37 protein-coding genes are annotated in these 24,081 nt (G+C 50.8%); 9 read left to right on the top strand and 28 right to left on the bottom strand.

All coding sequences use genetic code 11. The features are described from left to right. Positions 1-24 precede the first annotated feature (24 nt). The 16 genes from P5704_026505 to P5704_026430 form a co-directional block, all read right to left on the bottom strand. Complete coding sequence (locus P5704_026505; GenBank protein ID WOF81451.1) at positions 25-297, bottom strand: hypothetical protein; 273 nt, start codon at positions 295-297, stop codon at positions 25-27. A 246-nt stretch (positions 298-543) separates the two neighbouring features. Then, positions 544-816 carry a hypothetical protein gene (locus P5704_026500; protein ID WOF81450.1) on the bottom strand — a complete coding sequence of 91 codons (273 nt, stop codon included), beginning with the start codon at positions 814-816 and terminating at the stop codon, positions 544-546. A gap of 153 nt (positions 817-969) precedes the next feature. Further along, complete coding sequence (locus tag P5704_026495) at positions 970-1,176, bottom strand: hypothetical protein (GenBank protein WOF81449.1); 207 nt, start codon at positions 1,174-1,176, stop codon at positions 970-972. Between the two features lie 24 nt (positions 1,177-1,200). Next, positions 1,201-1,422, bottom strand: a complete 222-nt coding sequence (locus tag P5704_026490) for a hypothetical protein (GenBank protein WOF81448.1) — start codon at positions 1,420-1,422, stop codon at positions 1,201-1,203. A gap of 232 nt (positions 1,423-1,654) precedes the next feature. Further along, positions 1,655-1,855 carry a hypothetical protein gene (locus P5704_026485; GenBank protein ID WOF81447.1) on the bottom strand — a complete coding sequence of 67 codons (201 nt, stop codon included), beginning with the start codon at positions 1,853-1,855 and terminating at the stop codon, positions 1,655-1,657. A 50-nt stretch (positions 1,856-1,905) separates the two neighbouring features. After that, a complete protein-coding gene (locus tag P5704_026480) occupies positions 1,906-2,052 on the bottom strand; it encodes a hypothetical protein (GenBank protein WOF81446.1) in 147 nt (48 codons plus the stop codon). A 218-nt stretch (positions 2,053-2,270) separates the two neighbouring features. Next, complete coding sequence (locus tag P5704_026475; GenBank protein ID WOF81445.1) at positions 2,271-2,513, bottom strand: hypothetical protein; 243 nt, start codon at positions 2,511-2,513, stop codon at positions 2,271-2,273. 42 nt (positions 2,514-2,555) lie between these two features. Further along, a complete protein-coding gene (locus P5704_026470; protein WOF81444.1) occupies positions 2,556-2,804 on the bottom strand; it encodes a hypothetical protein in 249 nt (82 codons plus the stop codon). 87 nt (positions 2,805-2,891) lie between these two features. After that, positions 2,892-3,287 (bottom strand): histone-like nucleoid-structuring protein, MvaT/MvaU family, encoded by a 396-nt coding sequence (locus P5704_026465; GenBank protein WOF81443.1) that lies wholly within the window; start codon positions 3,285-3,287, stop codon positions 2,892-2,894. 265 nt (positions 3,288-3,552) lie between these two features. Further along, on the bottom strand, positions 3,553-4,041 hold the full coding sequence (locus P5704_026460) for a hypothetical protein (protein WOF81442.1): 489 nt from the start codon (positions 4,039-4,041) through the stop codon (positions 3,553-3,555). Between the two features lie 121 nt (positions 4,042-4,162). Beyond that, entirely contained in the window at positions 4,163-4,465 is a 303-nt protein-coding gene (locus P5704_026455) for a hypothetical protein (protein WOF81441.1), read from the bottom strand. Positions 4,466-4,467: 2 nt separating this feature from the next. Next, on the bottom strand, positions 4,468-4,617 hold the full coding sequence (locus tag P5704_026450; GenBank protein ID WOF81440.1) for a hypothetical protein: 150 nt from the start codon (positions 4,615-4,617) through the stop codon (positions 4,468-4,470). Between the two features lie 71 nt (positions 4,618-4,688). Continuing rightward, a complete protein-coding gene (locus P5704_026445) occupies positions 4,689-5,048 on the bottom strand; it encodes a single-stranded DNA-binding protein (GenBank protein ID WOF81439.1) in 360 nt (119 codons plus the stop codon). Between the two features lie 427 nt (positions 5,049-5,475). After that, the gene (locus tag P5704_026440) at positions 5,476-6,066 is read right to left on the bottom strand and encodes a hypothetical protein (GenBank protein WOF81438.1); all 591 of its coding nucleotides are present in this window, start codon (positions 6,064-6,066) and stop codon (positions 5,476-5,478) included. A 152-nt stretch (positions 6,067-6,218) separates the two neighbouring features. Then, positions 6,219-6,689 (bottom strand): single-stranded DNA-binding protein, encoded by a 471-nt coding sequence (locus P5704_026435; protein WOF81437.1) that lies wholly within the window; start codon positions 6,687-6,689, stop codon positions 6,219-6,221. Positions 6,690-6,939: 250 nt separating this feature from the next. After that, entirely contained in the window at positions 6,940-7,656 is a 717-nt protein-coding gene (locus P5704_026430) for a hypothetical protein (GenBank protein WOF81436.1), read from the bottom strand. Positions 7,657-7,792: 136 nt separating this feature from the next. Here P5704_026430 and P5704_026425 point away from each other — a divergent pair, with 136 nt between their 5' ends. After that, complete coding sequence (locus P5704_026425; protein ID WOF81435.1) at positions 7,793-8,671, top strand: hypothetical protein; 879 nt, start codon at positions 7,793-7,795, stop codon at positions 8,669-8,671. A 35-nt stretch (positions 8,672-8,706) separates the two neighbouring features. Here the strand turns inward: P5704_026425 and P5704_026420 are convergent, their stop codons facing one another. From P5704_026420 to P5704_026395, 6 genes are all read right to left on the bottom strand, one after another. Continuing rightward, on the bottom strand, positions 8,707-9,504 hold the full coding sequence (locus P5704_026420) for a lytic transglycosylase domain-containing protein (GenBank protein ID WOF81434.1): 798 nt from the start codon (positions 9,502-9,504) through the stop codon (positions 8,707-8,709). 74 nt (positions 9,505-9,578) lie between these two features. Continuing rightward, positions 9,579-10,469 carry an endonuclease gene (locus P5704_026415; protein WOF81433.1) on the bottom strand — a complete coding sequence of 297 codons (891 nt, stop codon included), beginning with the start codon at positions 10,467-10,469 and terminating at the stop codon, positions 9,579-9,581. Positions 10,470-10,774: 305 nt separating this feature from the next. Continuing rightward, positions 10,775-11,062, bottom strand: a complete 288-nt coding sequence (locus P5704_026410; protein ID WOF81432.1) for a hypothetical protein — start codon at positions 11,060-11,062, stop codon at positions 10,775-10,777. A 3-nt stretch (positions 11,063-11,065) separates the two neighbouring features. Beyond that, positions 11,066-11,368, bottom strand: a complete 303-nt coding sequence (locus P5704_026405; GenBank protein WOF81431.1) for a hypothetical protein — start codon at positions 11,366-11,368, stop codon at positions 11,066-11,068. 4 nt (positions 11,369-11,372) lie between these two features. Further along, entirely contained in the window at positions 11,373-11,612 is a 240-nt protein-coding gene (locus P5704_026400; GenBank protein WOF81430.1) for a hypothetical protein, read from the bottom strand. 14 nt (positions 11,613-11,626) lie between these two features. Beyond that, on the bottom strand, positions 11,627-12,067 hold the full coding sequence (locus tag P5704_026395; GenBank protein WOF81429.1) for a hypothetical protein: 441 nt from the start codon (positions 12,065-12,067) through the stop codon (positions 11,627-11,629). Positions 12,068-12,142: 75 nt separating this feature from the next. Between P5704_026395 and P5704_026390 the strand changes: the two genes are divergently transcribed. Further along, the gene (locus P5704_026390) at positions 12,143-12,691 is read left to right on the top strand and encodes a hypothetical protein (protein ID WOF81428.1); all 549 of its coding nucleotides are present in this window, start codon (positions 12,143-12,145) and stop codon (positions 12,689-12,691) included. A 654-nt stretch (positions 12,692-13,345) separates the two neighbouring features. On the opposite strand, the gene P5704_026385 is transcribed toward P5704_026390, so the two are convergent. The 6 genes from P5704_026385 to P5704_026360 form a co-directional block, all read right to left on the bottom strand. Next, entirely contained in the window at positions 13,346-13,813 is a 468-nt protein-coding gene (locus P5704_026385) for a hypothetical protein (protein ID WOF81427.1), read from the bottom strand. After that, positions 13,806-14,153 carry a hypothetical protein gene (locus P5704_026380; protein ID WOF81426.1) on the bottom strand — a complete coding sequence of 116 codons (348 nt, stop codon included), beginning with the start codon at positions 14,151-14,153 and terminating at the stop codon, positions 13,806-13,808. Before P5704_026380 ends, P5704_026385 begins: the two co-directional genes overlap by 8 nt. A gap of 134 nt (positions 14,154-14,287) precedes the next feature. Continuing rightward, positions 14,288-15,430 carry a ribonucleotide-diphosphate reductase subunit beta gene (locus tag P5704_026375; GenBank protein WOF81425.1) on the bottom strand — a complete coding sequence of 381 codons (1,143 nt, stop codon included), beginning with the start codon at positions 15,428-15,430 and terminating at the stop codon, positions 14,288-14,290. 116 nt (positions 15,431-15,546) lie between these two features. Continuing rightward, positions 15,547-16,071: a hypothetical protein gene (locus P5704_026370; protein WOF81424.1), complete on the bottom strand. Its 525-nt coding sequence runs from the start codon at positions 16,069-16,071 to the stop codon at positions 15,547-15,549. Then, entirely contained in the window at positions 16,056-16,367 is a 312-nt protein-coding gene (locus tag P5704_026365; protein WOF81423.1) for a hypothetical protein, read from the bottom strand. Before P5704_026365 ends, P5704_026370 begins: the two co-directional genes overlap by 16 nt. Positions 16,368-16,477: 110 nt before the next feature. Further along, on the bottom strand, positions 16,478-16,672 hold the full coding sequence (locus P5704_026360; protein WOF81422.1) for a hypothetical protein: 195 nt from the start codon (positions 16,670-16,672) through the stop codon (positions 16,478-16,480). Between the two features lie 720 nt (positions 16,673-17,392). Here P5704_026360 and P5704_026355 point away from each other — a divergent pair. The 7 genes from P5704_026355 to P5704_026325 all read left to right on the top strand — a co-directional run bounded on the left by P5704_026355 (position 17,393) and on the right by P5704_026325 (position 24,071). Next, positions 17,393-18,073: a thioredoxin domain-containing protein gene (locus P5704_026355; GenBank protein WOF81421.1), complete on the top strand. Its 681-nt coding sequence runs from the start codon at positions 17,393-17,395 to the stop codon at positions 18,071-18,073. Beyond that, a complete protein-coding gene (locus tag P5704_026350) occupies positions 18,073-18,531 on the top strand; it encodes a hypothetical protein (GenBank protein ID WOF81420.1) in 459 nt (152 codons plus the stop codon). The genes P5704_026355 and P5704_026350 overlap by 1 nt, the downstream gene beginning before the upstream one ends. Before the next feature lie 343 nt (positions 18,532-18,874). After that, positions 18,875-20,037 (top strand): IS3 family transposase gene (locus tag P5704_026345; GenBank protein WOF81419.1). Its coding sequence is split into 2 segments (ribosomal slippage): positions 18,875-19,130 and positions 19,130-20,037, totalling 1,164 coding nucleotides; the frame shifts between segments, so codons are not numbered across the junction. A gap of 449 nt (positions 20,038-20,486) precedes the next feature. After that, the gene (locus P5704_026340) at positions 20,487-20,795 is read left to right on the top strand and encodes a hypothetical protein (protein ID WOF81418.1); all 309 of its coding nucleotides are present in this window, start codon (positions 20,487-20,489) and stop codon (positions 20,793-20,795) included. 11 nt (positions 20,796-20,806) lie between these two features. Further along, positions 20,807-21,517 (top strand): DotI/IcmL family type IV secretion protein, encoded by a 711-nt coding sequence (locus P5704_026335; protein WOF81417.1) that lies wholly within the window; start codon positions 20,807-20,809, stop codon positions 21,515-21,517. A gap of 59 nt (positions 21,518-21,576) precedes the next feature. After that, complete coding sequence (locus tag P5704_026330) at positions 21,577-22,656, top strand: DotH/IcmK family type IV secretion protein (protein ID WOF81416.1); 1,080 nt, start codon at positions 21,577-21,579, stop codon at positions 22,654-22,656. A 2-nt stretch (positions 22,657-22,658) separates the two neighbouring features. Beyond that, on the top strand, positions 22,659-24,071 hold the full coding sequence (locus P5704_026325; protein WOF81415.1) for a DotG/IcmE/VirB10 family protein: 1,413 nt from the start codon (positions 22,659-22,661) through the stop codon (positions 24,069-24,071). Positions 24,072-24,081 lie beyond the last annotated feature (10 nt).

Genomic DNA, 24,081 nt, shown 5'->3' with positions numbered 1-24,081 from the left:
GCGCGGGCTCTTCTATCGCCAGGATCAGATCGATTTGAATACGTCTGGCTGGAATACTCGGCAGCACTGCTCTTTGAGCTGCTCACTGATCAGGCTCATGCTGGCCGCAAGGATCTTGTTTCCGTTGCTGACCGTCTTGGAGATCTCTTTCACCGCGCGAGCGTACCCACTCTGGCTCATCGGATGGCCCTTGATGCGGATGCATTTGACAGCATGACCACCCTGGTTGTCATCGAGGATGATATTCAGATGGCTCATTGCATAAGGTTTGGCGACAGTAGAAGTGGTTTTGCTCATGGTTGCACCTAGAATGACTGGTCAGAGAAAGCTGCTCAGGTATGCTCCTGAATCTGGTGCCTAGTATACCAGGTATCTTAATATCGTCAATAGTTGTGCTACATATTTGAAGAATATTTTTGCATCCAAAAAAAATACCCGCCGAAGCGAGTATTTTAGTCGTGTGGCCTTTGGGCGATGTTCATAAGCGCTTATCCGGTAACACCTTATCCTGTATAAGGTATCACCTGGCGCCACATTATCGGCTCAATCCTTTACCTTTACATGATTGAATCCACTGAAGCGCTCAGCGAGCTGGCGCTGCGCATCGGCCTTGTTCCTTGCCTCGAACTCCAGGCCCATGAACTTGCAGGCGAAGAAACGGCGCGAGGGAGTGCCCATGGACTCAACCCATTCTCCCGACCCATAACCGCCAATACCATTGACCCTGAACACCAGCGAGTCGTAAGCCGGGCAACTGCAAGCATGATTGCAGTTGCAGGAGCTTTCCTCGTGGATACTGATCACATCATTTGACATGAAATTCACCTTAGCGGATGCGCGTTGAGATGCTACGGAAGATAGCTTTGCTGATCAATGACGCCAGTCGCAGGATTGCTTCCCGTTTCAGGCCCCAGAGCGCTCGCTAGCGCTACGATCAGCAGAAAGACAATGGATACAGCAGACTTCGACCTATCGCCCATTCTCTGCCCTTAACGCCGTCTTGGCCAGATCGCGGAGACGCTGGGCAAATTTGCGCTGCTGATCGGTCAGCGCCTGCTCCTCATGCCCCATGAGTTTGGCATTTTCTGCCGAAACAGTCCGGTTGCCTGTCTCGATGTGGTTGGCCCACTGAGACAGCGCCATGGAAATCAAGACCTCATCGGTCAGGTGGCTCATTATGAAGCCCTCTTGCTGACAGGATTAAAGTGCGACCGGGGTGAAGGTGTAGCCAATTGCTGGCTTGCCATCAGCGCCCTTGCATACCGCCTGAGCCTTCTCTGCTGCCGCTGCGGCCTCAGCCTCGGTATCAAACGTCATGGCCATCTTCTTCGAAATCATGCACGAGGTGCCCCATTCATCGCACCAGGCATGAAGGTAATCTCGGCCATGCTTGTTGTAGCTGCGCTGTACGACGTAGGCCATGATGAACCCCTTGATCCCGATTTCCAATTATTGTAGCACAACAATTTAGAATGTCAATCCGATACAAACAAAAACCGCCCCTTTCGGAGCGGTTTTTATGAAGACCTAAAAGCCTTGGTAGTCATCACGCATAGAACACCTCACGCGTCAGGTGGAATAGCAAGTAAAATTGCCCAATCAAAATTAGAGCTTACTAGGCATTGTTGCCGCTGTCAATATTTTGATTTAGACATCAGGCTTGCACAGATCCACGACGAAGCAGATAGCCTGACCCCGAGCGCGTTACATCGAAACCGCGCCTTGCCAGCGCTGCTACAACCGAGGGGCCATTGCCCGTATTCTTGCCGGTCATGAAATGCACTGACTGATGGCCAAGCTTTTCAGCATTTTCAAGGTCTGCGATCAATCGCTCGGTATTAGAAAGCTTTTGCATCTCTTATCCCCTTAAATGCTGGTGCGGATGACCATCATTTCGATACGCATTTATTGACAGGCTTCACAATCAGGATTGTCAAGCGAGCATGCCTTCGGTACATCCTGAGCTTCTGTGTCACTCAGGAAATCATCACCATCCATCTCATCGTTAACCGACTCGTCCCAGCTCATTACGGGTTTTGCTTCAGCACTCATGTAATCACCTCATATGATCAAACAATGCGCACCATGCGCCTGTTCATCTCAGCACAGGTTTTAGTCTAACCCAGGCCGTCATGAGTGATCCAGTACCACTTACTCACTCGTAGGCCCTGGGCTTGTCCGAGCCGATAGGCGGGAAAATACGCTCCCAGGCACACACCAGGCATACGACCAAAATGATCATGAGCCAGGTGAGCAATTGCTCGACTCGCTTAAACACGCGCTTCATCAGAAGCCTGCTCGCGGCTGGAGCCAAAACTGGTAAGTAGAACGCCAATGACTAGCGCAAAGCTTGCAACGACCGACAGACACAAGGCCACAGAGATCACGAGCAGGTAGGAATTGCGAACGGCGTAGACCTGATAAACGAGAGGCCCCGCCTTGACAACGAATACCAAGAAAATCAGTGAGAATAACAGCACAAAAAGAGCGTGGATTGAGCGTAAAGAATTCATGAGAACCCCCACAGAGAAACGGGCTTTCACCCGCCCTTCTAATTAATGGTGCGAGGAAAAGCCCGGCTGAATCGCATCGGCAAGATGCTTTTGGTACAAGGTGCGCACGCCCACAAAACAATTGCAGGCAAGATATCCCGACAGCAACGCAATGTGACCACTCAAGCTGCTACCACGCAGATATGCTGTTGTAAAAAAAACTGTCGCGGCAGCTGTCAGAGCAAGCATCATCACTGCAAAAGAAAATCGCCAGATCGGGAATTCTTCTTGAATAGATTCCTGTCTGCCCATGATTTTTTTCCTTTATTGAAATTTCTAAAACCTAACAGCAACCCCACAAAGCAGAAAGCCCCTCGAAAGGGGCTTTCCGTCATGCCGTCAGGCGACTTCTTTTTCGCCTTCGGTGTCGACTTCGCGCCAGCCTTCGACTACATCACCGCCGTGCTCGGCTTTCCACTGCTTGAGCAGCTTGTGGTTGCCGCCCTTGGTCTCGATGCGCTCCTGGGTGTTCGGGTTGACGTACACCTTCATCTCGCGCGGCTTGTGCGGCTTGCGCTGCTTGGCGGTCTTTTCCGGAGCGCCGACCTTGAGTTCCGGAGCCAGATACAGAGCCACTTCGACCAGGCTCAGACCCAATTCCTTGGCTTCAGCCTCGACCTTCTCCAGGAACTGGATTGCCACGGAAACTTCCGGAGCCAGTTGGTCGCGATCTTTTTGCATCTGCTCCAGCTTGGCCTGGAGTTCACGGTACTCAGCGATTTTCTTGATATTCATAAGATCCATCCTTTAATGCGTTGGGTTTTGACTTTGGCTGTTCCGCCAGTGCATGTGTAATATAATTATACTTGAGATACTTGTCAATAAAATATTTCAGTTTCCTATGATTTTTTTCCACGCTTTTTTGTGCCCAAAAAAAAGAGCCCCGGAGGGCTCTAAAGACCAGTCCAACGCGGAGGACTTGATCGTGCGCCAGAAGACGCGAGGGTGATTCCTTTTAAGCTATCTTGAGTATATTAATCCTATACTCTCAAGTCAACAATTAATTGCCATTGCTATCTGTGCAAGGCGCCTCATCTGCTTCCAAGTCGATATGATATGCGCTGGTCGTCACTACCTGCTCTGTTACTTGAGCTTCAACGCCGACGAGGCGCACTGACCCGCCGAGCACGGCAGCCGTTGCCAGGTAAGCTGTCCTGATCTCCATCAGCATCGCTTTCGCATCCTCTTGTTCCACAGGCTGAACGCTATACAGCCAGTAGCTGAATGTCATCAGATCCTTGTGTGAATCAGTTTCGTACGACTCCTCACAGAGCTCGTAAGGAAAATGCTCAAATTCTGGATTATCGGCATCCCGCTTGACCCAGAAAGGCTGATTTGGCAGCGTCTTTTCCAGCAGCTGGTAGGCCTGGTGATGAATCTTTGAGGCAGCAGCATAGACATCAGACTCAACGTCCACGTCAGCCGCACAATCATTGATCGTGAAGTAAAAGCCGATCAGTTGGCTTTTAAAATAAGCATGACGGCTCATGGTGATGCCCTTCAGTAGAGATCATTGATGATGCTGCGCTCAGTCTTCCAACCACTCTAAATACATGAAAGCAGCCCCAGGGGGAAGTGACGATTCCCTAGAGCTGCATGCATGCGATCCACTAGCTGGCGAACACCCCATCAACGGGGTAGCCCTCAATGATGATATTGGTGACACCCTCGATAGCGATCCCAAACTCATTGTCGCTGTCATTGGTGCCTTCGAAGCTCAACTCTTCCCAGCCAGCGACTTCATTGATCAGGCTTTGCTGCGTCGGGAACGCCTCAAGGAAGTCCTTATCCCCCGACCAGTTGTCCCGATATGCGCTTCCGTACGCATCGCTGGCTGTGACGACAACAGGGCCTTCAGCACGACCATTGAGCAGCATTGTGCTCATTACGCGAATTACGAGGGTGTTTGACATGATCAGGCCTTTGTCGGGAGTTTGGCGGCAATCGCGTCGAGCAGAGCATTGAGCCCCGTTGAGCCACGCAGCTTATGCTGAATGCTGGTGCGCTTGTCCTTGTCACCTTCAAGCCACTCTGTGGCCAGTTGATTGATTTGCTTTTGACCCATTTTCAAATCCTTTCCCTTGTCCCATAAAAAGGGGCGACCTAAGTCACCCCTTCTTGTTCACACCGTTGCGATTACTCGGCAGCGGGCGCTTCCTTCGGCGCAGGCTTGCGGCCCAGCTTGACTTCTTCGACGCGGACGAACTTGTTGTGGTACACCTTGCCATCGGTGCCAGTGCGAGGCTTGGCCGATTGCAGAGCGCCCTCGACTTCGACTTCACGGCCCTTGGTCAGCAGGTCAGCCAGCTTCTGGCCCTTGCCGGACTCGACGAAGCGGGTGCAGTCGACGTATTCGACCTGGTCAACCCAGTTGTTGTCAGCGCCCATGTAGCCATCGTTGCAGGCCACGGTGAAGCTCACGGCGTCCAGCTTTTCGTTTACCGCGTTGATACGGGCAGCGGCGGTCAGGTTGCCGGTCAGGAGAGTCTTGTTCATCAGGTGTTTCCTCGCGTTGGATTCGGTTCGTATCTGGAAGGGTCATTGCCCTCTCCATGTGTCACAGTATATGGATCCTATACTCTCGTGTCAATAACTATTTTTCGATTTACTTAAAATCTTTTGTTTGCCATGTTTTTGTTTTGATAAGAGGAAAAACCATAACTCATAAATGAAGAAGCCGCCCGAGGGCGGCTGGTGCCTTTAGTATTGACAAATCACTCAAGACCAAAAACAGATATGGTTGCGTTTCGACCCCATAACTGACGACAGCCATACTAGGCTTTGGGTTTTTGGGTCGTAAAACAGCTTTAAGATGCTCTTGCGAGCGCCAGTTAGTAAGGCAACCGCCCGTCTCCACTGTCCACCCCCGCGAGGGCGGGATGACCCTTATCGGGCTTTCGGATCACCCCAGGTGGACAAGCCTTTAGACCAAGCCTACCGCAGCGGCCAGATCGGTATCCAGCTCTACAGTGACTCGCGCCTTGGTATTCAGATCGTTCTGCTGATCAAGCAGCGCATCGATTTGCGCGCTCAGACTGTCGATCTTGGCTTTGAGTTCATCGCGCAACACATCCGGCGCGATATTGACCGAAACACTTTCAACAGCATCGCCACCAGCAGCGCGACCAAGCACTGCCACGGCCTGATCAGCTGTGAGTGATGCGCGGTTGCGACTTGACTCAACGAAATTGAGCACGCCTTCCAAGCGCTGGCGCTCTCGAATCATCAATTTGTGCCGAGTCAGCAGCGGATGGATGCCGATATTGTCATTTTCCTTTGCAATCGCAATACGGATATCCGTGATTGCCTGCTCGCAAACAGCGATCCGGCTCAATGCCGACTTGAGCTGCTCGGATTGGCGCTCAACCTGGCTAACCTGCTCAGGCAGACTAATGGCCAGCGGCACAGCCATGCGAGAAGCCTCGGAGGCATGCTTGTCGGCTTCGCGAATAAGGCGCTCGCTCACCTTCATGGCGCGAGAAAGGGAGAACGTAAAACTTTTGGTCTGGCTCATGCTGAACTCCGTGTCGAATGCCAGCCAGTTTACTCAGCTTTGACATTCTGTCAATAGTTCGTGATTGGAATTAATCATCACGCACAAAAAAAGGGCCCGAAGGCCCTTTCTATCCCGTCACCCCCACCAATGATGAGAATGATTATCATTCGTTAGAACGGAATGTCATCGTCGAAGCTGTCGTAGTCCGGAGTCGGCAGCGGATCAGCGCTCGCGGCGGCATCCGTTGCAGCGGCAGCAGCTTCGTGCACCGACTGATCGACTTGGCCAGCAGCAGCGGCAGCAGCCGGAGTGGTGGTCTTGGAGCCGGACAGGCGCACGTCGGACAGCTTTTGCACTTCGATGCGGCTGTTGGTGTAGACGTTGACGTCCTTCTCGCTACGGCTCAGCTTCAGCTTGCCGATGGCGGTGACAGCAGCGCCCTTGCCCAGGTATTCCTTCATGTTGTCGGCAAAGCCTTTCTTGCCGTGCACGAAGACCGGGAAGTATTCGACGATATCATCGCCAGCTGCGGTTTTGCCCTGGTTGCAGGCGATGGTGAGGGCCAGCATATCGCGACCATTTTTGCCAGTGGTGACGGAAGCGGCAGAGACCAGATTGCCTTGAGCGATTTGACGGTTCATACAGGTATTTCCTCGCGTTGGATTCGGTTTACATCTGGAAGGGTCATTGCCCTCTCCATGTGTCACAGTATAAGGATCCTATACTCCCGTGTCAATTACTTTTATTTAAATACTTAAAAAAGTTTTTCCTGAATGCCCAACCCGTTGATTCTGAAGGGTTTTCTTAAACACTGGGTCTTGCAGAGCCTTGTTTTCCATTGTTTGCACACAAAAAAGCCCGCTTACGCGGGCCTTTCCACATTCCAGGCGATCACGCCTGTGGCGACGGCGAGTCGTTGCGCTCCTTCACTCGCACCTCAAAGCCTTTTTCGCGAAGAATCTCTGCGCCTGAGTTGATGAAGAAATTGTGCCAGGTGCCAGTGCTGCGGCGAACCTCTTTGATCTCGGCAGCCAGCTTGGCGTAGTCCGGATGATCCTTGCCAGCAGCCGACATCTTATAGCTGATGCGTTCAGCGCTCAGCGCTTCGTCGTCGCTGTAGATCTTGGCGCTGATCAGCGTCATGGCGGTCGGCGTGTTGTCGGCCTTGGTGTTCTTGACGTTCAGTGTTCCGATCTGGGCGTAGACCAGCTTGGATTCGTCATTTCGCTGAGTGAGGTACACGAACTCGCGGGCAGCTTCGGATTCGGTTGCGACTTCCTTGCCATTGCCATCGACGAACTTGCCATCCTTCTGGCGTGCACGCGTCAAGAACTGGCCATCAGCGTCTTTCTGGCGAATCGGTGCCTTGAGCACCATGAACTGATTACCCTCATTGCCAACGAAGTCAATGAAGCCCATGCGCACCGGTAGGGCGACGCCATCCACAGTTTCCTTGATGAAGGCGCGGTAGCTGCCCTCATTGGCGCGGATTTCGATTTGGAAAGTATTGCCAGAAACGGCGATTTCAAGCTTGTTGGTCATGTGCAGTGCTCTCGCATTAGAATGTTGAATCACCTCATGATCGCATTGAATGGAGCCAATTGACAAGTTTATCTTCTGCAAACTTTCTGAATGCTATCCATACATTTTTTTTGATGCGACAAACGGAACCTTGACGCCTTCATTTTGTCGCCGTATATTTCTTCCGTTGGCGCTGAACAGATGTAGTGCCAGGGGAGAGCAAATGGATTACGGACACGGATACAAATACCACATCGACTACGAGCAAGTCGAATCCATGTGGGCTGCCAACAACAGCGCCAAAGGGTACTCTGATAACGCCCTGATCGCTGAGCAGACTTGGAAATTCCAGACGGCTGAAGTGAGCATTCACTGTCAGCAAATCGGGCGAATGGCTGAAGATCTCACGCACCACGTTGAATTCATGCAGCGCAACAGCCGCAATGCCAAAGAAAGTGACGACCCTCTGGCCGTCCAGAAAGACAACATCAAATCCCTCGAAAAAATCATGGGCCCCCTATTCCAGGGCCTTGAGATGACAGAATCCGGGCAAATCAGCCTGGTCATCAACCCCGACTCACTCTCTCACGTGCTCAAGGTTTTGCAATTCGTTTGCAGCTCAACGACGAGCGGTTTTGAATTTGCCGAAGGCATGCTTAGCTGCGCCGAGCGCATGTGCAAAACGCTTGAAAATGTTCGCCTTGAGCACGAATGCGACGAAATCGAGCAAGACATCTTCCTTGCATACGAGAACGATGAGGAGATTCTGTGCAAGATTCCGATCTCCGAATTGCTTCGCGATCCAGGGTACAACCATGTCGGTCTCAGCAAAGAGCTTGCCAGCCGTGTCGTTGATGCCAATGACTACCGGTCGGTTGTCGACCTGCTTCAGCAGGCCATGATCGTGATCGTTGAGGCAGGAAACTGCTTGCAGGCTCACGTACGCCCCATGATTGATCTTGCTGAAGCCCTCTATGAGCGCAAGGTTGCTATCAACAAGCAGCGCAGCAATGCCATGATCAAGCAGCAAGCCGAACTTTCCCAGACCTCTGGCAAAGTGGTGCGCTTGAGAGCCATCCCGGACATCATGAAAAAAGACTAAAACCTCTTTTTTGCCAAGGATGGCAATGCCCCCACCTACTCGGTAAGGAGCGCAAGCTCTCGTTCGATCCCCTTCTGACTCTTCAGGATGTCATTGGCATACCGATAACCAATGCTTCTCATCCTCTGCGATTTGTTGTAGTTGCCTGGCCCCACATTGTAAAAGGCTAGCGCCTTTTCCCAGCTCCCCGTTTCTTGGTAGTAAATCGACAAGACCTTGGCACCGCAGTCGACATTTCCTGAGATGGTTGTAATGCTCTTGCAATGTCTGCCCCAGATCTTGGGCATGATTTGAGATAGGCCAATTGCCCCGCTCTTTGATACTGCGCTTTGACTGAAGCTCGACTCTCTCTGGATCAGTGCCGCCAAGAGTGTTGCGGGGACACCGTGATCAACGGCACTTTTCTTGATCTCGCTTACGACTGGTTGGATTTTCTTTCTATCATGGCCGATTGCCGCAGAGATCGCAGCGCCTAGGGGGATGTGCTTTTTGGCTATCTGTGCTGGCGCCTGGGTGGCCTCAGGCTCTGTAGACCGGCTTCCAATGTCAACGATCCGCCTGATCTCCCTAGATAGTCGCTCCATGTAGCCAACCTTCAAGCTTGCTTCGATTGCGCTAACAGCCTGCCCTGCGGTTTTATGCGGCTCAGTCGCCGAGTCCTGTACGGCCTGACTGTATTGCTGGTGCTCGGTAGTACCTACGCACCCAGCAAATGCAACCGCCAGAATCGCTAATGGCAGCGTTTTTTTCGCGAATGACAACAATTGCACATGGCAGTCCTCATGTTTGGTCGGCACGACTGGCGCGCCAAAAAGAGTGTCCTGACTAAGCATGACACCATATTGAGGTTATGGTGTCAATATATGCGCTTTATAACCACGTTAAATCGAACGCGGCTGGCCTCAATTTAGCGGCAAAGCGCCTCACAAGGCGTTCCATCACCGTCTCGATCCAGTGATCGATTGCCACACACCTGAAGCTGATGCCTGGCCTCAGCGCATGTAGTCATTGCCTTGCAGGTTTTTCGCTCGCAGCTGAAATCGCCCGAGCCCTGAGCGACCACAGGGCCTGCGGAAAAAGCAGGTTGCTCAGGGGATGAGTTATGAAACACCTGCTCAGCACGCCTTCCGGAGACATAGTTATTGCTGAACCCTTGTAGCTTGTAAATTCGGGAATCCCGAATTTTCTCCCACTCGCTGACTGGATCCTGGCGATCCCAGATCGACAACAGGCGCTCCTGCTGCGAGGAAAGCTTGAGCCCGTGCCGGTCTCGCATATAGAAATGAATGCGCGCAATGTCGCCCTTCATGCTTGGTGGCGGTTCTGCTCGGCGCGTAGCAAAATCAACCTTGAATTGGCATTGCCCGTACTGCCCATACCCACCAGGCAATTCATCGAATCTGAAATTTGATCGATCACCATTGACCTCGCCAACTACCGGGATCAGGTTAACCAGATCGTTGTGGGCATCTCTGAAGGCCGGATCCGTGGCGTTGCAATGATCTCGCCCCCCTTGCCTCCAGCACGCGAATTGCCGACCAAGGTTTTCGGCTGGCACGACGTGCTCGATCTCTGTGCGACTGGCTCGCTTGGCGTTCTTGCGGGGTGTGTACCCACAACTAGCAAGATCTGGGGCATTTCGTGAGCCAAGTGCGCAACCGCAGTACTGATCAAACCTGTTGTCCTTGTAGATCTGCCATACCTGTCGCTTGGCCGCGTCGAAGCTTGGCGGGTAATCCGCCGATGCAGAAATACTTACCAATGCCAGAAACCCGGCAATCAGTGCCCGAAAAATCATGACAACCCCTTTTTTGTTGGCAAATTGCTTTTTAAATTGACTTAGGCACAGTGAGGCAAGAAAACCATGGCTGGTGCCAGGCTATGCTCGATCTCGCGAGATTGCCTGAGCATCTGCCGAGCGGATACCGAAGACCAAAAGGCATGGTCAGGATCGCTCTTGGCCTCACGGTATTGAGGAAAAGAGACAAGAAGCTCATTGGCGAGAGGGGCGCTGGCGCACGAGATCTCAGTAAAGGAGTCAATGAGCTGACTACGAATGATGCTTGCGTGATGGCGACTCATGCTGCTCATTTCGATTCACCCTTATTTCATAGCCCTGTATAGGGCGTCTTGTTGGCCTGCGGTGTCCATTCGGCTATCGAATTTGTCCAGCGGAGCCTCATGAGCCTTCAGGCACTCGCGGCGCTCACCTTCATTGCCTGACTGGCAACGCTCGATATCTGAAGCAGCAACGCCCTTGGCCATGTCCACCATTGCCGATACGCCAGAAATTCCCATTTTAGCGTACCTGCCAACAAACTCCCTGGCGTCAGTATTCAGTACACAGAACAGAACTGATCCGATTGCAATGATAGACAGAAAAACCCGCATTGCTCAGTCTCCAGCCAGCACGTGATGCTCATATACGCGCAGCATTTCAGCGTTGAGGCGTTTTGCGACCTCAACTACATCATCGGGGTGCTTAGTCGAGGCATGGATCGTACTGTCATAAACGACAGTGCCATCAACCGTTAGTCGGATTGAACCAGCCTCTGTGAAATATTCAATTTGCCCTGAAAAACCCTTGTAGGTCAGGACATTGTCATGCGCCGAAACGCGCGAACTCGATGTCTCAAAACCGATCAACATCAGGTTTTGCGCAAGCTCTGAAACATGCATGGACAGGTCTTTATTCATTGGGTTATCCAAATACCATGGGAACGAAGATATCCATGTCATCCTCATGGATCGCATGACCCTCACCTTCACTGACCACAGTGAACACCACACCGTCTTCCGCCTCGACCTCGAACGTTTCTGGAAGCTTGAAGCCAGGGGCGGTCATCGCCACCAGCAAGCGACCGGTCGTATCGAAAACAGCCTCGCAATCAGCGGGGATCGCGTCGTTAGGTATGATTTTACAGTGAAGGGTTGATGTCATGACTTGTTATCCGGTTAAAAATTGCACTGCGTGTTGCTGGTGCGATAAAGGCGAATATCACCATTGTAGCGCGTTTCTACCTGAACGCAGTCGCCTGGAACCAGGTCTCGCGAGGAATGCTTGACGTTATAGGCCTGTCCGTAGCGAGTCTGTACGGTAACGTAAGTGTCCTGGCCACCTGTGGTCAGACCCTTCTGCACGGCAGCACCTGCAAGCGCGCCCAGTGCACCCCGAATCAGCTTCGATTCTGTCGAGTGTCCGCCACCAGTCAGAACACCTGCCGCACCACCAATTGCAGCGCCAGCTCCCCACCCACCATTGTTGGTCACCTGTTGAACGCTGATGATTCGGCCAGTGTCAATTCGAGTAGGCTGCTGATAGGCACCCCCGCCCTGAACACACCCAGAAAGGAGTGCGACGGCAGACATGAGTCCAGCTGCAAGAGAAATACGCATGGCAAACCCCTAAAGGTTGAATTATCGTGTGGGTGAGTATAAATTGATGAGCACATATTGTCAATCGGAACACTTATGAACACTTTTTTAAAATTCATCATGGGTGGTCTTATTTCATCGACCTGCCTATTTGTTCACGCCAGTGACTTCAGCGCTGCGCTAGAGCGGCATGCGCAGTCCTCTGCCAGAGATGTCATCGGAAAGTGGATTGAAGCGCGCACAGCCGGAAATACATGGAGCCAGGTTTTGCGTGATCACGCCCCTAAAACACTGGATTCATTTTGCGGTTATCGAAGCCTGGTCGGTCTTCAGGACACCGGGTTTGAACGAGCCAGGGCAGAAACTGAAGCCGTCGTTGGCTCTAGGCTTGAGCGTACTTTTGGATCCCTGTTATCAAGACCCAGCGCACAGCTTCAGCTTGTGGGAACAACCACCAAAGGCCTTGAAGGATCCAATCAGGCACTTGTCACATTGAAGGTGTCGCCAGCAAGGTCGGGCGATCAGACAATCTCGCTACTGATGGAGCTCGACACTTTTGGTGAAATGGTGCTCTGCGACATTATTCCAAATCAGAAAATTGAAAACGGGATCTTGTCAAAACTAGGGTCGGAATTGAATCTTTGATATTGACAAGTTTCTGCATGCCTATATAATGAAAAATAAAATCGGGTTTCCATCCGGTTTCGCACAAAGGGCTTTAGGGCCCTTTCGTTTTATCTGGAGGCTGATATGAAGGCACCCAAGGACAAAAGCCAGGCAAAGTCCATGGTCATGACACCCCTGTTTCGCGTACGGGTTGTCAAGAGCGCAAAGCAATATACGCGCAATTCCAAGCATCGCAACAGAGATGACTTCTGATTACCAGAAGGTCATTGAGCTGCGGCGAGACCATTCGGATCTCGTCACTAATGTAGTCGGTCGATTTCGAACAAGGCATCCCCATGAGAAACGCCACCGCACAACGCCATCTCTTGCTTCAGTTCATCAGGCGCCCCTATTCAGCCGATGGGGTTCCAGTTAACCGACGCCACTGCTGGAACACCCGCCACCCGCTCATCCAGCGCCTGATCAAAAAAGGCATGGTTAGACAGGTGAGGACATTTGATCATTACGGCCATGGGATCACTCGCCTGGTTCCATCGGATGGCCGCCTGGAAGAAGGCCCTGTGACTTGCCCTGAGTGCTCGAAGACGATCTCCGCAATCTGGCGCCATGACGATCACTCACCCGGCTGCGGAGCAAAGCTCTCGCCATACTTCACTCGTTAAAAAGCACGCCTTAGCGTGCTTTTCTTTTAACACCCGGCAGATCCAGATCATATTCAGGATCCGAAATCCTGAAGAAAGCGGAAATAAATGGCACCAGCAAGAGTGTGAAGCCAATCGAGCCACACAATGCAGGCAGAAAAAAGAACAACAGGTTCTGATTTCCCGTTTGCTTGATGTCCATCTGCCTGCGCTCGACCGAATTGACCTGGCCATTATGGCTTGTTCGGTAGGCACCCTCGCTGCTGATGAGATCGAATCGATGCCCTTTCTCGATGAGCCCATGACCCTCAAGGAGCTTGTACTTCACATGGTATCGCTCCCGCCCATGCTTTGAGTATGTGATGTATTTACCCATCACTTCAGCGTCCCAGGTTCGCTCCGTCATGTAATCACTGCCGTACAAAAGCTGGCTGAGACCAATCATCAGCACACCCATGGAGGGCCAGAGGGCCCAGCGCATCAGCATCTTCTTATTCATGACCGATCTCATACCCATGATCCAGTGAAGGCCACCCCTTGCGAGTCAGAATGCCGATTAACTCAATATAGCCACCCTGCTCATTTTTCCAGCGCACGCAATACGACCGGTCAGCGGGTGAATCTTCAGCATCGCAGGTGTAGACCAGCGTGCTCCAGCCATTCACCATGGCTTTGAATCCTGCGTCATCAAGCCGCTCAAGGGCGTACCTGACCAATCGCTTGGCTAGGCCTGCTGAGATGCACTCATCGACAGTGGTGAGCTGATAGGGCAGCTTTTGGCCCACCATGTCAAAGCGGGCCTTTCCGCGAGAAAGCACTTCTGTTTGGATTCCAGACATATCAACCTCTCCAGTAATATTCATATTATTGGATTATATTGACAAACTGTCAATCCAAGTAGGTGGGTCATTTACACCAAATAAAAAAGCGACCCTCTCGGATCGCCTTTTGTAATGCCATACCCTGGTTTAAATCAATCCCAGCTCAGGGCCCCGCCAGTTTGGTACTCGATCACACGAGTCTCGAAGAAATTCTTCTCCTTTTTGAGATCCATCACTTCACTCATCCAGGGGAACGGATTTTCAGCACCTGGGAACGCCTCCTTCAGACCGATCTGGGTGAGACGTCGGTTTGCAATGAACTTGAGGTACTCCTCCATCATCTCTGCATTCATGCCCAGCACGCCGCGTGGCATGGTGTCTTTCGCGTAGTCGATTTCGAGCAGGGTGCCCTCAATGACCATTCCGCGAGCCTTTTCTTGAAATTCCGGGCTCCAGAGCTCGGGATTTTCGAACTTGATCTGGTTGATCATGTCGATCCCGAAGTTCAGGTGCATCGATTCATCTCGAAGGATGTATTGGAACTGCTCGGAAACACCCATCATCTTGTTGCGACGACCCATGGACAAGATCTGAGTGAATCCACAGTAGAAGAAGATGCCTTCGGTGACCACATAGAAGCCAATGAGGTTCTCCAGGAGGCGCTGATCCGTCTCGCGCGTGCCTGTGTTGAACGTCGGGTCACTGATATGGTGAGTATGGGCAATGCTCCAGGCGGCTTTGCGAGCAACAGACTCCACCTCATGGTACATATTGAAGATCTCACCCTCATCAAGCCCAAGGGACTCAACGCAATACTGATACGCATGCGTATGGATGGCCTCTTCAAAGGCTTGTCGCAGAATGTACTGACGGCACTCCGGGTTGGTGATCAGTCGGTAGATCGCCAGCACCAGATTATTGGCCACGAGTGAATCCGCCGAGGAGAAGTAGCCCAGGTTGCGCTTGATGATCCGCCGCTCATCTTCCGAGAGGCCGTCACGACTTTTCCAGAGCGCGATGTCGGCGTTCATGTTCACTTCTTGTGGCATCCAGTGGTTGGCGCAACCATCTAGATACTTCTGCCAAGCCCAGTCGTACTTGAAAGGCACCAGCTGGTTAAGGTCAGCGCGAGCGTTGATCATCTGCTTTTGCCCGACCTGAACACGGCTCTTGGCCATTCCTTCAATCTCGTCCTGGCCCGCGCTGACGTCCATCGCTTTGAGCCTGGCCCTGGCCTTCTCAACTGCATCCACATCACCCTGGCGGGCTGTGTCGTCATGATCCCAATTCAACATCAAAAACACCTCTATAAAAATTGACGGCGCAAAACGCCCGTACATCTAGTTTAGGCCTGGAGCGGCAATAATACCAATTCGAAATCTTGGAACAAGCTGAAGCGGACTGGTGGTCGTTAAAATGACTCAAGCAACTGCCTGAGCTCCACAATCTCCAGATCGAGCTCCACGATGATGTCAGAAGCGGAAACCTCCACGAGCTTGCCATTGATTTGGCGAGACGAAAGCTTTTCGTACCACAGCTTGAATGCCGTGTCGCAGGCTTCATCTGTCGCGGCCTTGAGGATTTCTTCTCTTGAGCGGAAGTCGACCTGATTGATAAGGCTGTCAAAATTAAGCTTGGCCATGAGTGGCTTCTGAGCACTGAACAGTCCAGATGGCTTGACCCACTGCGCCGCGATGGAAACGTCTGCCTTCGCCCTTTTGATCTCAAAAGCCGTCAGTTCGGCGTGTTCCTTGAGGCACGCGATAACGGAAGGTTCTGCATCTTTCTTGCGAAGCGCCAGATAACGCCACAACAGCTGCTCGTCCGGATCATCAAGCCCAAGGAAATTGGCGGCGTGTGCTGTTCTGACGGCGAAATCGTCTAACAGCAATGTGTTTATGTCTGACGGTGAAGGTGTTTTTAGAGATGACTGCATGAATATCCGAGCTCCAGATCTTTGGCGATATCGACAATGAACTCTGGAATGGCTTGCTGGAAAATCACCTGGCGAGTCTCATCGTCAGGATCGATCTGTCGAAGCGCCGTCATGCCATTGTTCAATAAGGCAATATCGAAGATATCCAGTTTACCCGTAAGGCGCATTGAAAATACAGCCTCATCATCAGGATCTTCACCCTGAAGCACCGGTTTGTCGTAGACAAGGCTTCTCACCGTCAGGTGCTCGCGACATGCGCTCAGTCGCCTGGCTACGTAGGCAGGATCCATAGACATTCAATTGACCTCACACTCATCGACCTGGTCGTTGAGTTTGCAACAGAACAAAAACATCGGTTCGCCTTCAGGAGCAACCGCTAAATCACATCAATACCTCTGGGTCAGCCCTATGGCTCGATGCACGAGGTTTCGATCTGAACAGATGACAAATCAAGATCCGTCGACCCCTCATCGACCATCTCCTTGAGATAGCCTCGCAGCTTTTCATCAGCGAGCTCGGGCGAGTCCGCCTCGATGTCGACCTGCCCCCAGAGATCACATTCCGGGTCGCCATCTCGCACAGTCATACGAAAAATAGGCATAAATCAGAAATCCTTCGTTGAAAAAGGCTGAGCCCACGCCTGGCGCGGGTTCTAGCAGGATTATCACATGATGACCACGCATTTACAATTTGTCAATAGTGACCGTTCGTCGGCTTTTGAAAGGGGTGGGGGTTGAAAAAAAATTCGCGCGACGGATCTTTATATTTGAGAACAATAAAAAGCGAGTGAAGTGCATACCCCCTCATTCGGTGAAATGAAAACACATTTGCTGAGGATTCGGTGATCTACATTTATCGTGAATAGAGGGAATGGATGAGCTGCCGCCTCCCCCCTGCCCTAGAGATCGCTTTCTTTGCAGCCGATAGGCTGCGGCTTAAGATTTGAAAACAAATAAACTATGCAACGCTCATTTTTTTTGGCAAAAAACCCAACATGTTGGGCTTAGCTTCAAAGTCAATACCCTTATATTGTGTTTTTGCTGTGTCACTCCCACCTTCCCTACCAGACCTCGTTTCTCTCACCGCTCTCCCCTGCCTCATCCTCGGCCTTATTGCTTAGCCGCGCTTCGCGCCGAACGCCCCTTCGGGTCGAAAAGCAAAGCCACAGCTTCGCTGTGAATCAAAGCTAGCCGCGCTATCGCGCCGAATCGGTAACCGCCAGCCCATGCTCAAAGGAAAGCTTGAGATCGTGCAACCTATTCACTTGTCAATTTGTGTTTATTGGATTATATTATTTTTGCAATTGATAACGAGGCTTCCCATGAAAAAAATTGACAAACTGCTAATTGCTGGCGTACTTGGCGCGATTGCCTTATTCGGTTTATCCCTCCTGCCCGGCACACCTTCGAGTTCCGATATCTCCAGTCCTATTCAAGGAACCCATTACACCAATGTTTCCGAAGAACCTCTTGTCAAAGATGATGTGGTTTTATTTTTTTGGTATGGCTGTCCACATTGTAAAAAGGCCTATGAAGTCATGGAGTTTACTGGCTTCGAGGAAAGCCTTGCGGCAAGTGGCAAAAAGCTAAGAAAAATTCCGGTAGCGGCTAATGAGACTTGGGCTTTGCACGCAAAGTTGTTCTATGCCCTGGATAAAGCCGGGCTTTCATCGGAGGGGCACGGTCAGGTCATGCAGCTAATTCAAGACATGGGGGCAAACAAGGAAAAGGATCTGCCAAAAGTCATTGATCGTGTCATTGCTGATGAAAAGGCTCGCAATGAGAAATTCAAATCAACAACTAAAGACATCCTTTCTGAGCTAGATTCCTCTTACGTGAATCGAAAAATGAGTGAAGGTTCAAAAGTAGCTGAAGCCTCAAAGATCCAAGGAGTTCCAGCCATGCTGGTGAATGGAACATCCTCCATTACACTTGGTGGCGCAGTAACCTACATCGATTTCCCGGTTGTTGCGCTCAAGTTAGTCATCGGGGACGTGAAGTGATGCCTTCTATTCTCTCGAATGAAAAGGTTTATGAGAAGTACATTCGCGTTTGTGAGGGAAGCATCAGGGTAAAGCTTGAGCGTGGAGAAACAATTCTTATCGGGCATTTCAAGATCAGACATTACAATAGTTTTGCTGATGCTCTTCAGGCTGCTATCAAGTGGCGTGACGAAAAGCATCTAGAACTGTTTGGCATGGAGGTTCCCAAGAATGTAATCCACATCGCCCCCAGGAAGAACAGAAGGCAACACGTCAACCCTGAGACAGGAGAGCTACTTCCATATCTCATGCCTGGAATTTCATATGGCTTTCACAAGGGTTTGCTGCGGTATGTAGTGGTAAGCCATCAAGAAAATGACAAGCCTGTCCGAACACGATATTCAATTAAATTACTCGGTCTTGATGAGGCGATTAAACAAGCAACGGATAAGCGGAAAAGCATGATGCCAAACGCTTGACGATTGGCTAACTTTGATTATTCTATAATCATTGTAATTTTATATAATTATAGAATTGTATTTAAAATAAGGCCCAAGCCACCGCCTCCAAAGACCTAGACAAACACTTTCTGATTTTCGATTTCATCGCGTGCCATTTTGGGCTTATTCATGGTCAAAATTGGCACTAATGATGCCACTCAAGACACTATGAGTGTCTTTTTGGGCAATGCGATAGTGCGAAAATCAGAATTTTCGCTTAGGTTTAATGCGGAATCTAAAAATTTCGCATGGGACTTTTGTAGTGGTCTACTGATCCCGGACACCGATTTAGGCGAAAATCCTCGCCATCAAGAGGTGTTCGATGAGCAAGCAACGACGTACGTTTTCCGCCGAGTTCAAACGCGAGGCTGCTGCCTTGGTTCTGGATCAAGGCTATAGCCATATCGAGGCCTGCCGTTCGCTGGGCATCGTGGATTCGGCATTGCGCCGCTGGGTGAAACAGCTTCAGGACGAGCGTCAGGGCGTCACGCCGAAGAGCAAGGCGCTGACACCCGAGCAGCAGAAGATTCAGGAGCTAGAAGCCCGGATCAACCGGCTGGAACGGGAGAAAGCGATATTAAAAAAGGCTACCGCTCTCTTGATGTCGGACGAACTCGATCGTACGCGCTGATAGACCAGTTGAGTGAGCAGGAGCCGGTAGAAGTGGTCTGTTCAGCTTTCGATGTGGCGCGGTCGTGCTACTACGCCCATCGCCTTCGACGTCGCCGTGTCGATGCTCGTCGCGTTGCGCTACGTAGCCGGGTCAACGAGTTGTTTAGCCAAAGTCGAGGCTCGGCTGGCAGCCGAAGCATCCTGGGCATGTTGCGCGTGGACGGCGTGACGATTGGCCGTTTCCGTGTGCGTCGGTTGATGCGTGAGCTGGGCCTCGTCAGCAAGCAGCCGGGCTCGCACGCTTACAAGCAGGCCACAGTTGAGCGCCCGGATATCCCGAATCGGTTAAACCGCAAGTTCGCAGTCCAGCGCCCGAACCAGGTGTGGTGCGGCGACATTACCTACGTCTGGGCACAAGGTCGCTGGCATTACCTGGCCGCAGTGCTGGATCTGTACACACGACGGACGATTGGCTGGGCGTTTTCCACGAAGCCGGATGCTGAGCTAGTGATTAAGGCTCTCGACATGGCTTACGAACAACGCGGCCAGCCACAACAGGTGCTATTCCATTCGGATCAGGGCAGCCAGTACGCCAGCCGCCTCTTCCGGCAACGGCTATGGCGCTACCGGATGCAGCAGAGCATGAGCCGCCGAGGAAATTGCTGGGACAACTCGCCGATGGAGCGCCTGTTCCGCAGCCTGAAGTCGGAATGGATCCCAGCAACTGGATATCTGACAGCCTTGGAGGCTCAGCGAGACATCAGCCATTACCTGATGCATCGCTACAACTGGATCAGACCGCATCAATTCAACGACGGGCTGCCGCCTGCGGTGGCCGAAGAAAAACTTAACCCACTGTCCGGGATGGGTTGACCACTACATTTAGTGATTAAAGCTGGAAAATTTGAGCAAATGTTTGCCCAATTTCATTTTCGAATTTACTTCTTTTTGGCTGAATCTGATGTCGACATATTTAAGTTAGGGTGTCGATTTTTCATCATTTCGCCTTTAAAAAAAGGCCCGCGTGTGTCGAATTATCCGCACTATCGCTCAGCGGAGCGCGTTTTTTGAATTATTTTACCGCACTCATGCCTTGCGACATCCGCCTCAAACCGCACTCAACGCCTGCTGCAAAAATGGAGTGACTGCTGATTCCGCAAGACGTGGGAGCGGTGTCCGCAAAATGATCGTGCAACAAGTAGACGCGTGATTTTAAGGTTTTCTGCATATTTCTTTATATTTGATAGGCATTTATTGATCGTTCAGATTTGCGGTGGTATATTCTTTGAGCGCATTCGTTACCCTGATAGAAAAGAATGACCATGAACAAAAATAAGAAACCAGACATTCTTGCAATCGAAGACCCCGAAGAACGAAAGAAGGCAATAGAACAGGTGCTAAAGGACATGGACGAGAAGGCCATTGCCTGGGGTGAGCCCGCCGTGCCTATAAGTGACGTCCAAGATAGATATGATTTTTCATGCACCATTATCATGATTTGTAGCATCGTTGCGACGCTTGTATTAGCGGTCTGCGCAGCATACTACACCACACTACCAAGGCCACATTCATACGTTTCCACGCAGGATGGGAAATTGTATTCGCTTGAGCCAGCCCGAATAGAAAAATAAGAAGGCATTATATGACCACACCTACAAGCAACAAGAAGCAAACCAAGAACCCAGGCACTAATGCTAGACGTCAGCTTGCTGGTGCACATGCGAAAGCAGAGGAAGGTCTTTCCAAGGTTGAGCATCGAAACAGCTATTACAACCACGGCAACAAGAAGCTGTTTATTGCCGCGATTGTCTCCCTGGTTGGTCTTGGCTTGCAGTCAGCCATCGCTTTCAGCGTGTTTACGGCAAAAAGCGAGAGGGTTTATTTTGCCACTGACAAAAATGGCTCACTTATTCAGCTTGTTGCGCTGGGGCAGCCAAATCAAAAAGATGCCGTTGTTGCTCAATGGGTGCAAACTGCTCTGGTTGACACTTTTTCCTTCAACTACACAAATTACTTTGATCGTCTAAACAAGACAACAATGGAATGGTTTACCAAGGAGGGTGGCGAGGGTCTTCTCCAGGCATTGGATTCAGTCGGCGTTATCCAGGCAATCAAAGAAAGAAAGATGATCGTGTCCCTCACGCTTGAGCACACGCCGATTTTGGTTGCTCAAGGCCCTAATGATAACGGCGTATACAGCTGGACGTTCCAGGCAAATGCGATTCTTACCTATAGAACACAGACACAAGAGCTGACCAATAAGGTCAAGTTCATGGTGAAGGTCGACAGGCGTAGCATTATGGACAATGCAGAGGGTCTTGGCATCACAAAAGTGATCATGCAAAGACGCTAAACTTTGCATTCCATCCTAATTGGTTTATATTGACAGTATTTAACGCACCGGAGATAACAATGCGCAGATCGCCTATAGCCCTAGCGCTTTCTCTTGCCCTGCTTGGCACACAAGCATGGGCAGCAGAATCCTTTGATCAACAAATGATCGAAGAAAGCCAGGTAGCCAGCGCTGAGCCGACAGGCGCTCAGGGCAATGGATATGAAGAACACGTCAACGACTACGACAGGAATGTCACGCAAGCCCGTAAAGGGGCAATTGCAGGGGCTCTCTACGAAGAAGACCAGCTGAGAGAGCTTCGCAAGATGCTGTCAGAGGGTGAAATCAAGGCTAGAAAACAAGAGGAAGAAAGAATCCGGCTTCCGTTGCAGCCTTCCGAGATTACTTCTCTTCGCAAAAAACTATCCGAGATCGAAAAAGCCCAAAATGAACCGCTTGGTGGGATCGATTTTAGAATCCGCAATGTTACCTACCAGCCAGACTCTAATAAACCGCTGGTTATTTATGTTGCAGACGGTTTTGCAGCTCAGGTGGAATTTTATGACGCAAGCGGAAAACCATGGTCTATCCGCAAGGATGGTGTTGTAGGCGACGCCGAAAGTTTTAGCAAAAAAGTAATGGGAGAGCAAAGGCACATCAGCTCCTTCTCTCTTTCAAGTCGATACCGCCAGTCCAATGCCGCAGTTGTGCTTGATGGCCTATCGTCTTCAATTCCAATATTACTGAAAGGCTCAGACTCCACAGTTGATGGAAGAGTTTCTGTTACGATCCCAAAGATGGGGCCGAATGCTGATATCCAGCCTATTTTTACCCATGAAATAGAAAACGTCTCACCTGAGCTGGTAAAGCTGCAAGGCGGGGATGCTCCAGTGGGCTCAAAGCCGCTTAGGGTAGCCGGCATTGAGAATGCAGAAGCCTGGTATGACGGTGAATCATTGTATCTGTCTTTACCCGGCAGACTTCTTTTGCCACCACCTCAGAATAGCTCTGTATCGCCAACAGGTCGGTTTTTATATAAAACCGCTCCAGCAACCTATATCTCGATAAGCCTCAATGGAGAAAGACGCTCTGGCACCATTGAAGGTCTTTACCAGACCGAAATTCGTCGGGCTAAAACTGTTTTTGAAGAGGCTAAATAAAAATGGCTAGTGTTATCAGCAACATTTCGGGAAATATCCCAGTCAAAGCCAGGCTTATGATTGTTTTGACCCTTGTGATCGTTTTGTCAGCGGCATTTGTTTCCATATCCAGAATCACTGGTGACAAGGAGGTCATTTCTGAAGGGGGGGCTGACATTGCCCTCCCCCCTAATTCAATGGAAATAGGCAAAGATAGCCCTCTGGATAAACCACTTTATTCGGATGAGTCTGAGGTTGGTAAAATTTATCGGGATCAGGAGAAAAAAGCAGCCGAGGAAGCCTCCGCCCCGAACAGCGGAAAAAGCCATCTTGACGCACTCAGGATTAGGCTTGAAGCTGAAGAAAAGACCAAGGAAGATCCTGAGCCTGTCGAGCCTGTAAAAACCGATCTGCAAAAGCTTCTTGAAGAGCGCAGGGCTCAGCAGGAAAGCCGACGAGTTGAGCAACAGGCGAGCGTTGCGCAAAATCAGGCCGTGGTTCAAAACAACCCCTGGCAGATGTACATCGACCAGGAAAAAAACTTTGCGAAAAACTACGTTTCTGCCTATAGCCAAGCCATTGATGACCTAAAAATGCAAAATCTGCGGGTAGCGAAGCCTTTAGTCGATTCTTCAAATGAAGGCTCGAACAACAATGGCGCTAAAAATGGACAACAGCAGGTAGCAGCACCTTCTGGTTATCAGCGCTACCTGGCCGAAGCAACCCAGAGCAAGGCGCGTGCAGGTTCGCAAATTGATCAATCCAGCCAACCCACTCAGGAGTATGTCGAAGAAGATTACCAAGAGGATGAGCAGGAATTTGCCTCATATGATTACCCTAGTGAACGCCTTGCTGCCATGACTCAGTCGAAAGATGTGGTGGCGGCCAAAATCCTTCCTGGTGAGGCATTTTACTCCGTGTTGCAAATTGGGGTTAATACAGATGAAATTAGCCCGATAAGACTTGTGATCGTTGAAAAGGGGCCTCTTGAGGGCGGACTGCTCGTTGGGAAGCCAAGTAGAGTTGGTGAAAAGGCTGTTCTTGCATTTGATCGCCTCAGCATAAAAGGTGAGTCGTACACGGTAAACGCCATCGCACTGGATCCAGATTCAATGAGGACAGGCATTGCGGATGGTGTTGATCGTCATACCGCTGAGCGCTACAGCAAGCTTTTTGCGGCCTCTTTTATTGAGGGTTTTGCAAGCAGTCTTACCGGGGGCCAGACCACAACGAACACAGATGGAAGCTCATCAACGATAGTAGACGCACTACCTAATGCGAGCGATCAGGCGCTGGTTGGCCTTGGCAAGGTTGGCGAAAGATTCGCCCCAATTTTTCAAAGAGAATTTGATAGACCGCCAACTGTTACCGTCGAGCCCAACAAGACAGTTGTTCTGATGTTCATGGAAGAGCTTAAGTTGAAAAAGGTTAATTGACAGCTCTAAA

The sequence above is a fragment of the Pseudomonas sp. FeN3W genome (assembly GCA_030263805.2).
GTDB classification, from domain to species: Bacteria; Pseudomonadota; Gammaproteobacteria; order Pseudomonadales; family Pseudomonadaceae; genus Stutzerimonas; species Stutzerimonas stutzeri_G.
The sequence above is the reverse complement of the archived record's forward strand: the minus strand, read 5'-3'. Positions and strand labels throughout refer to the sequence as shown.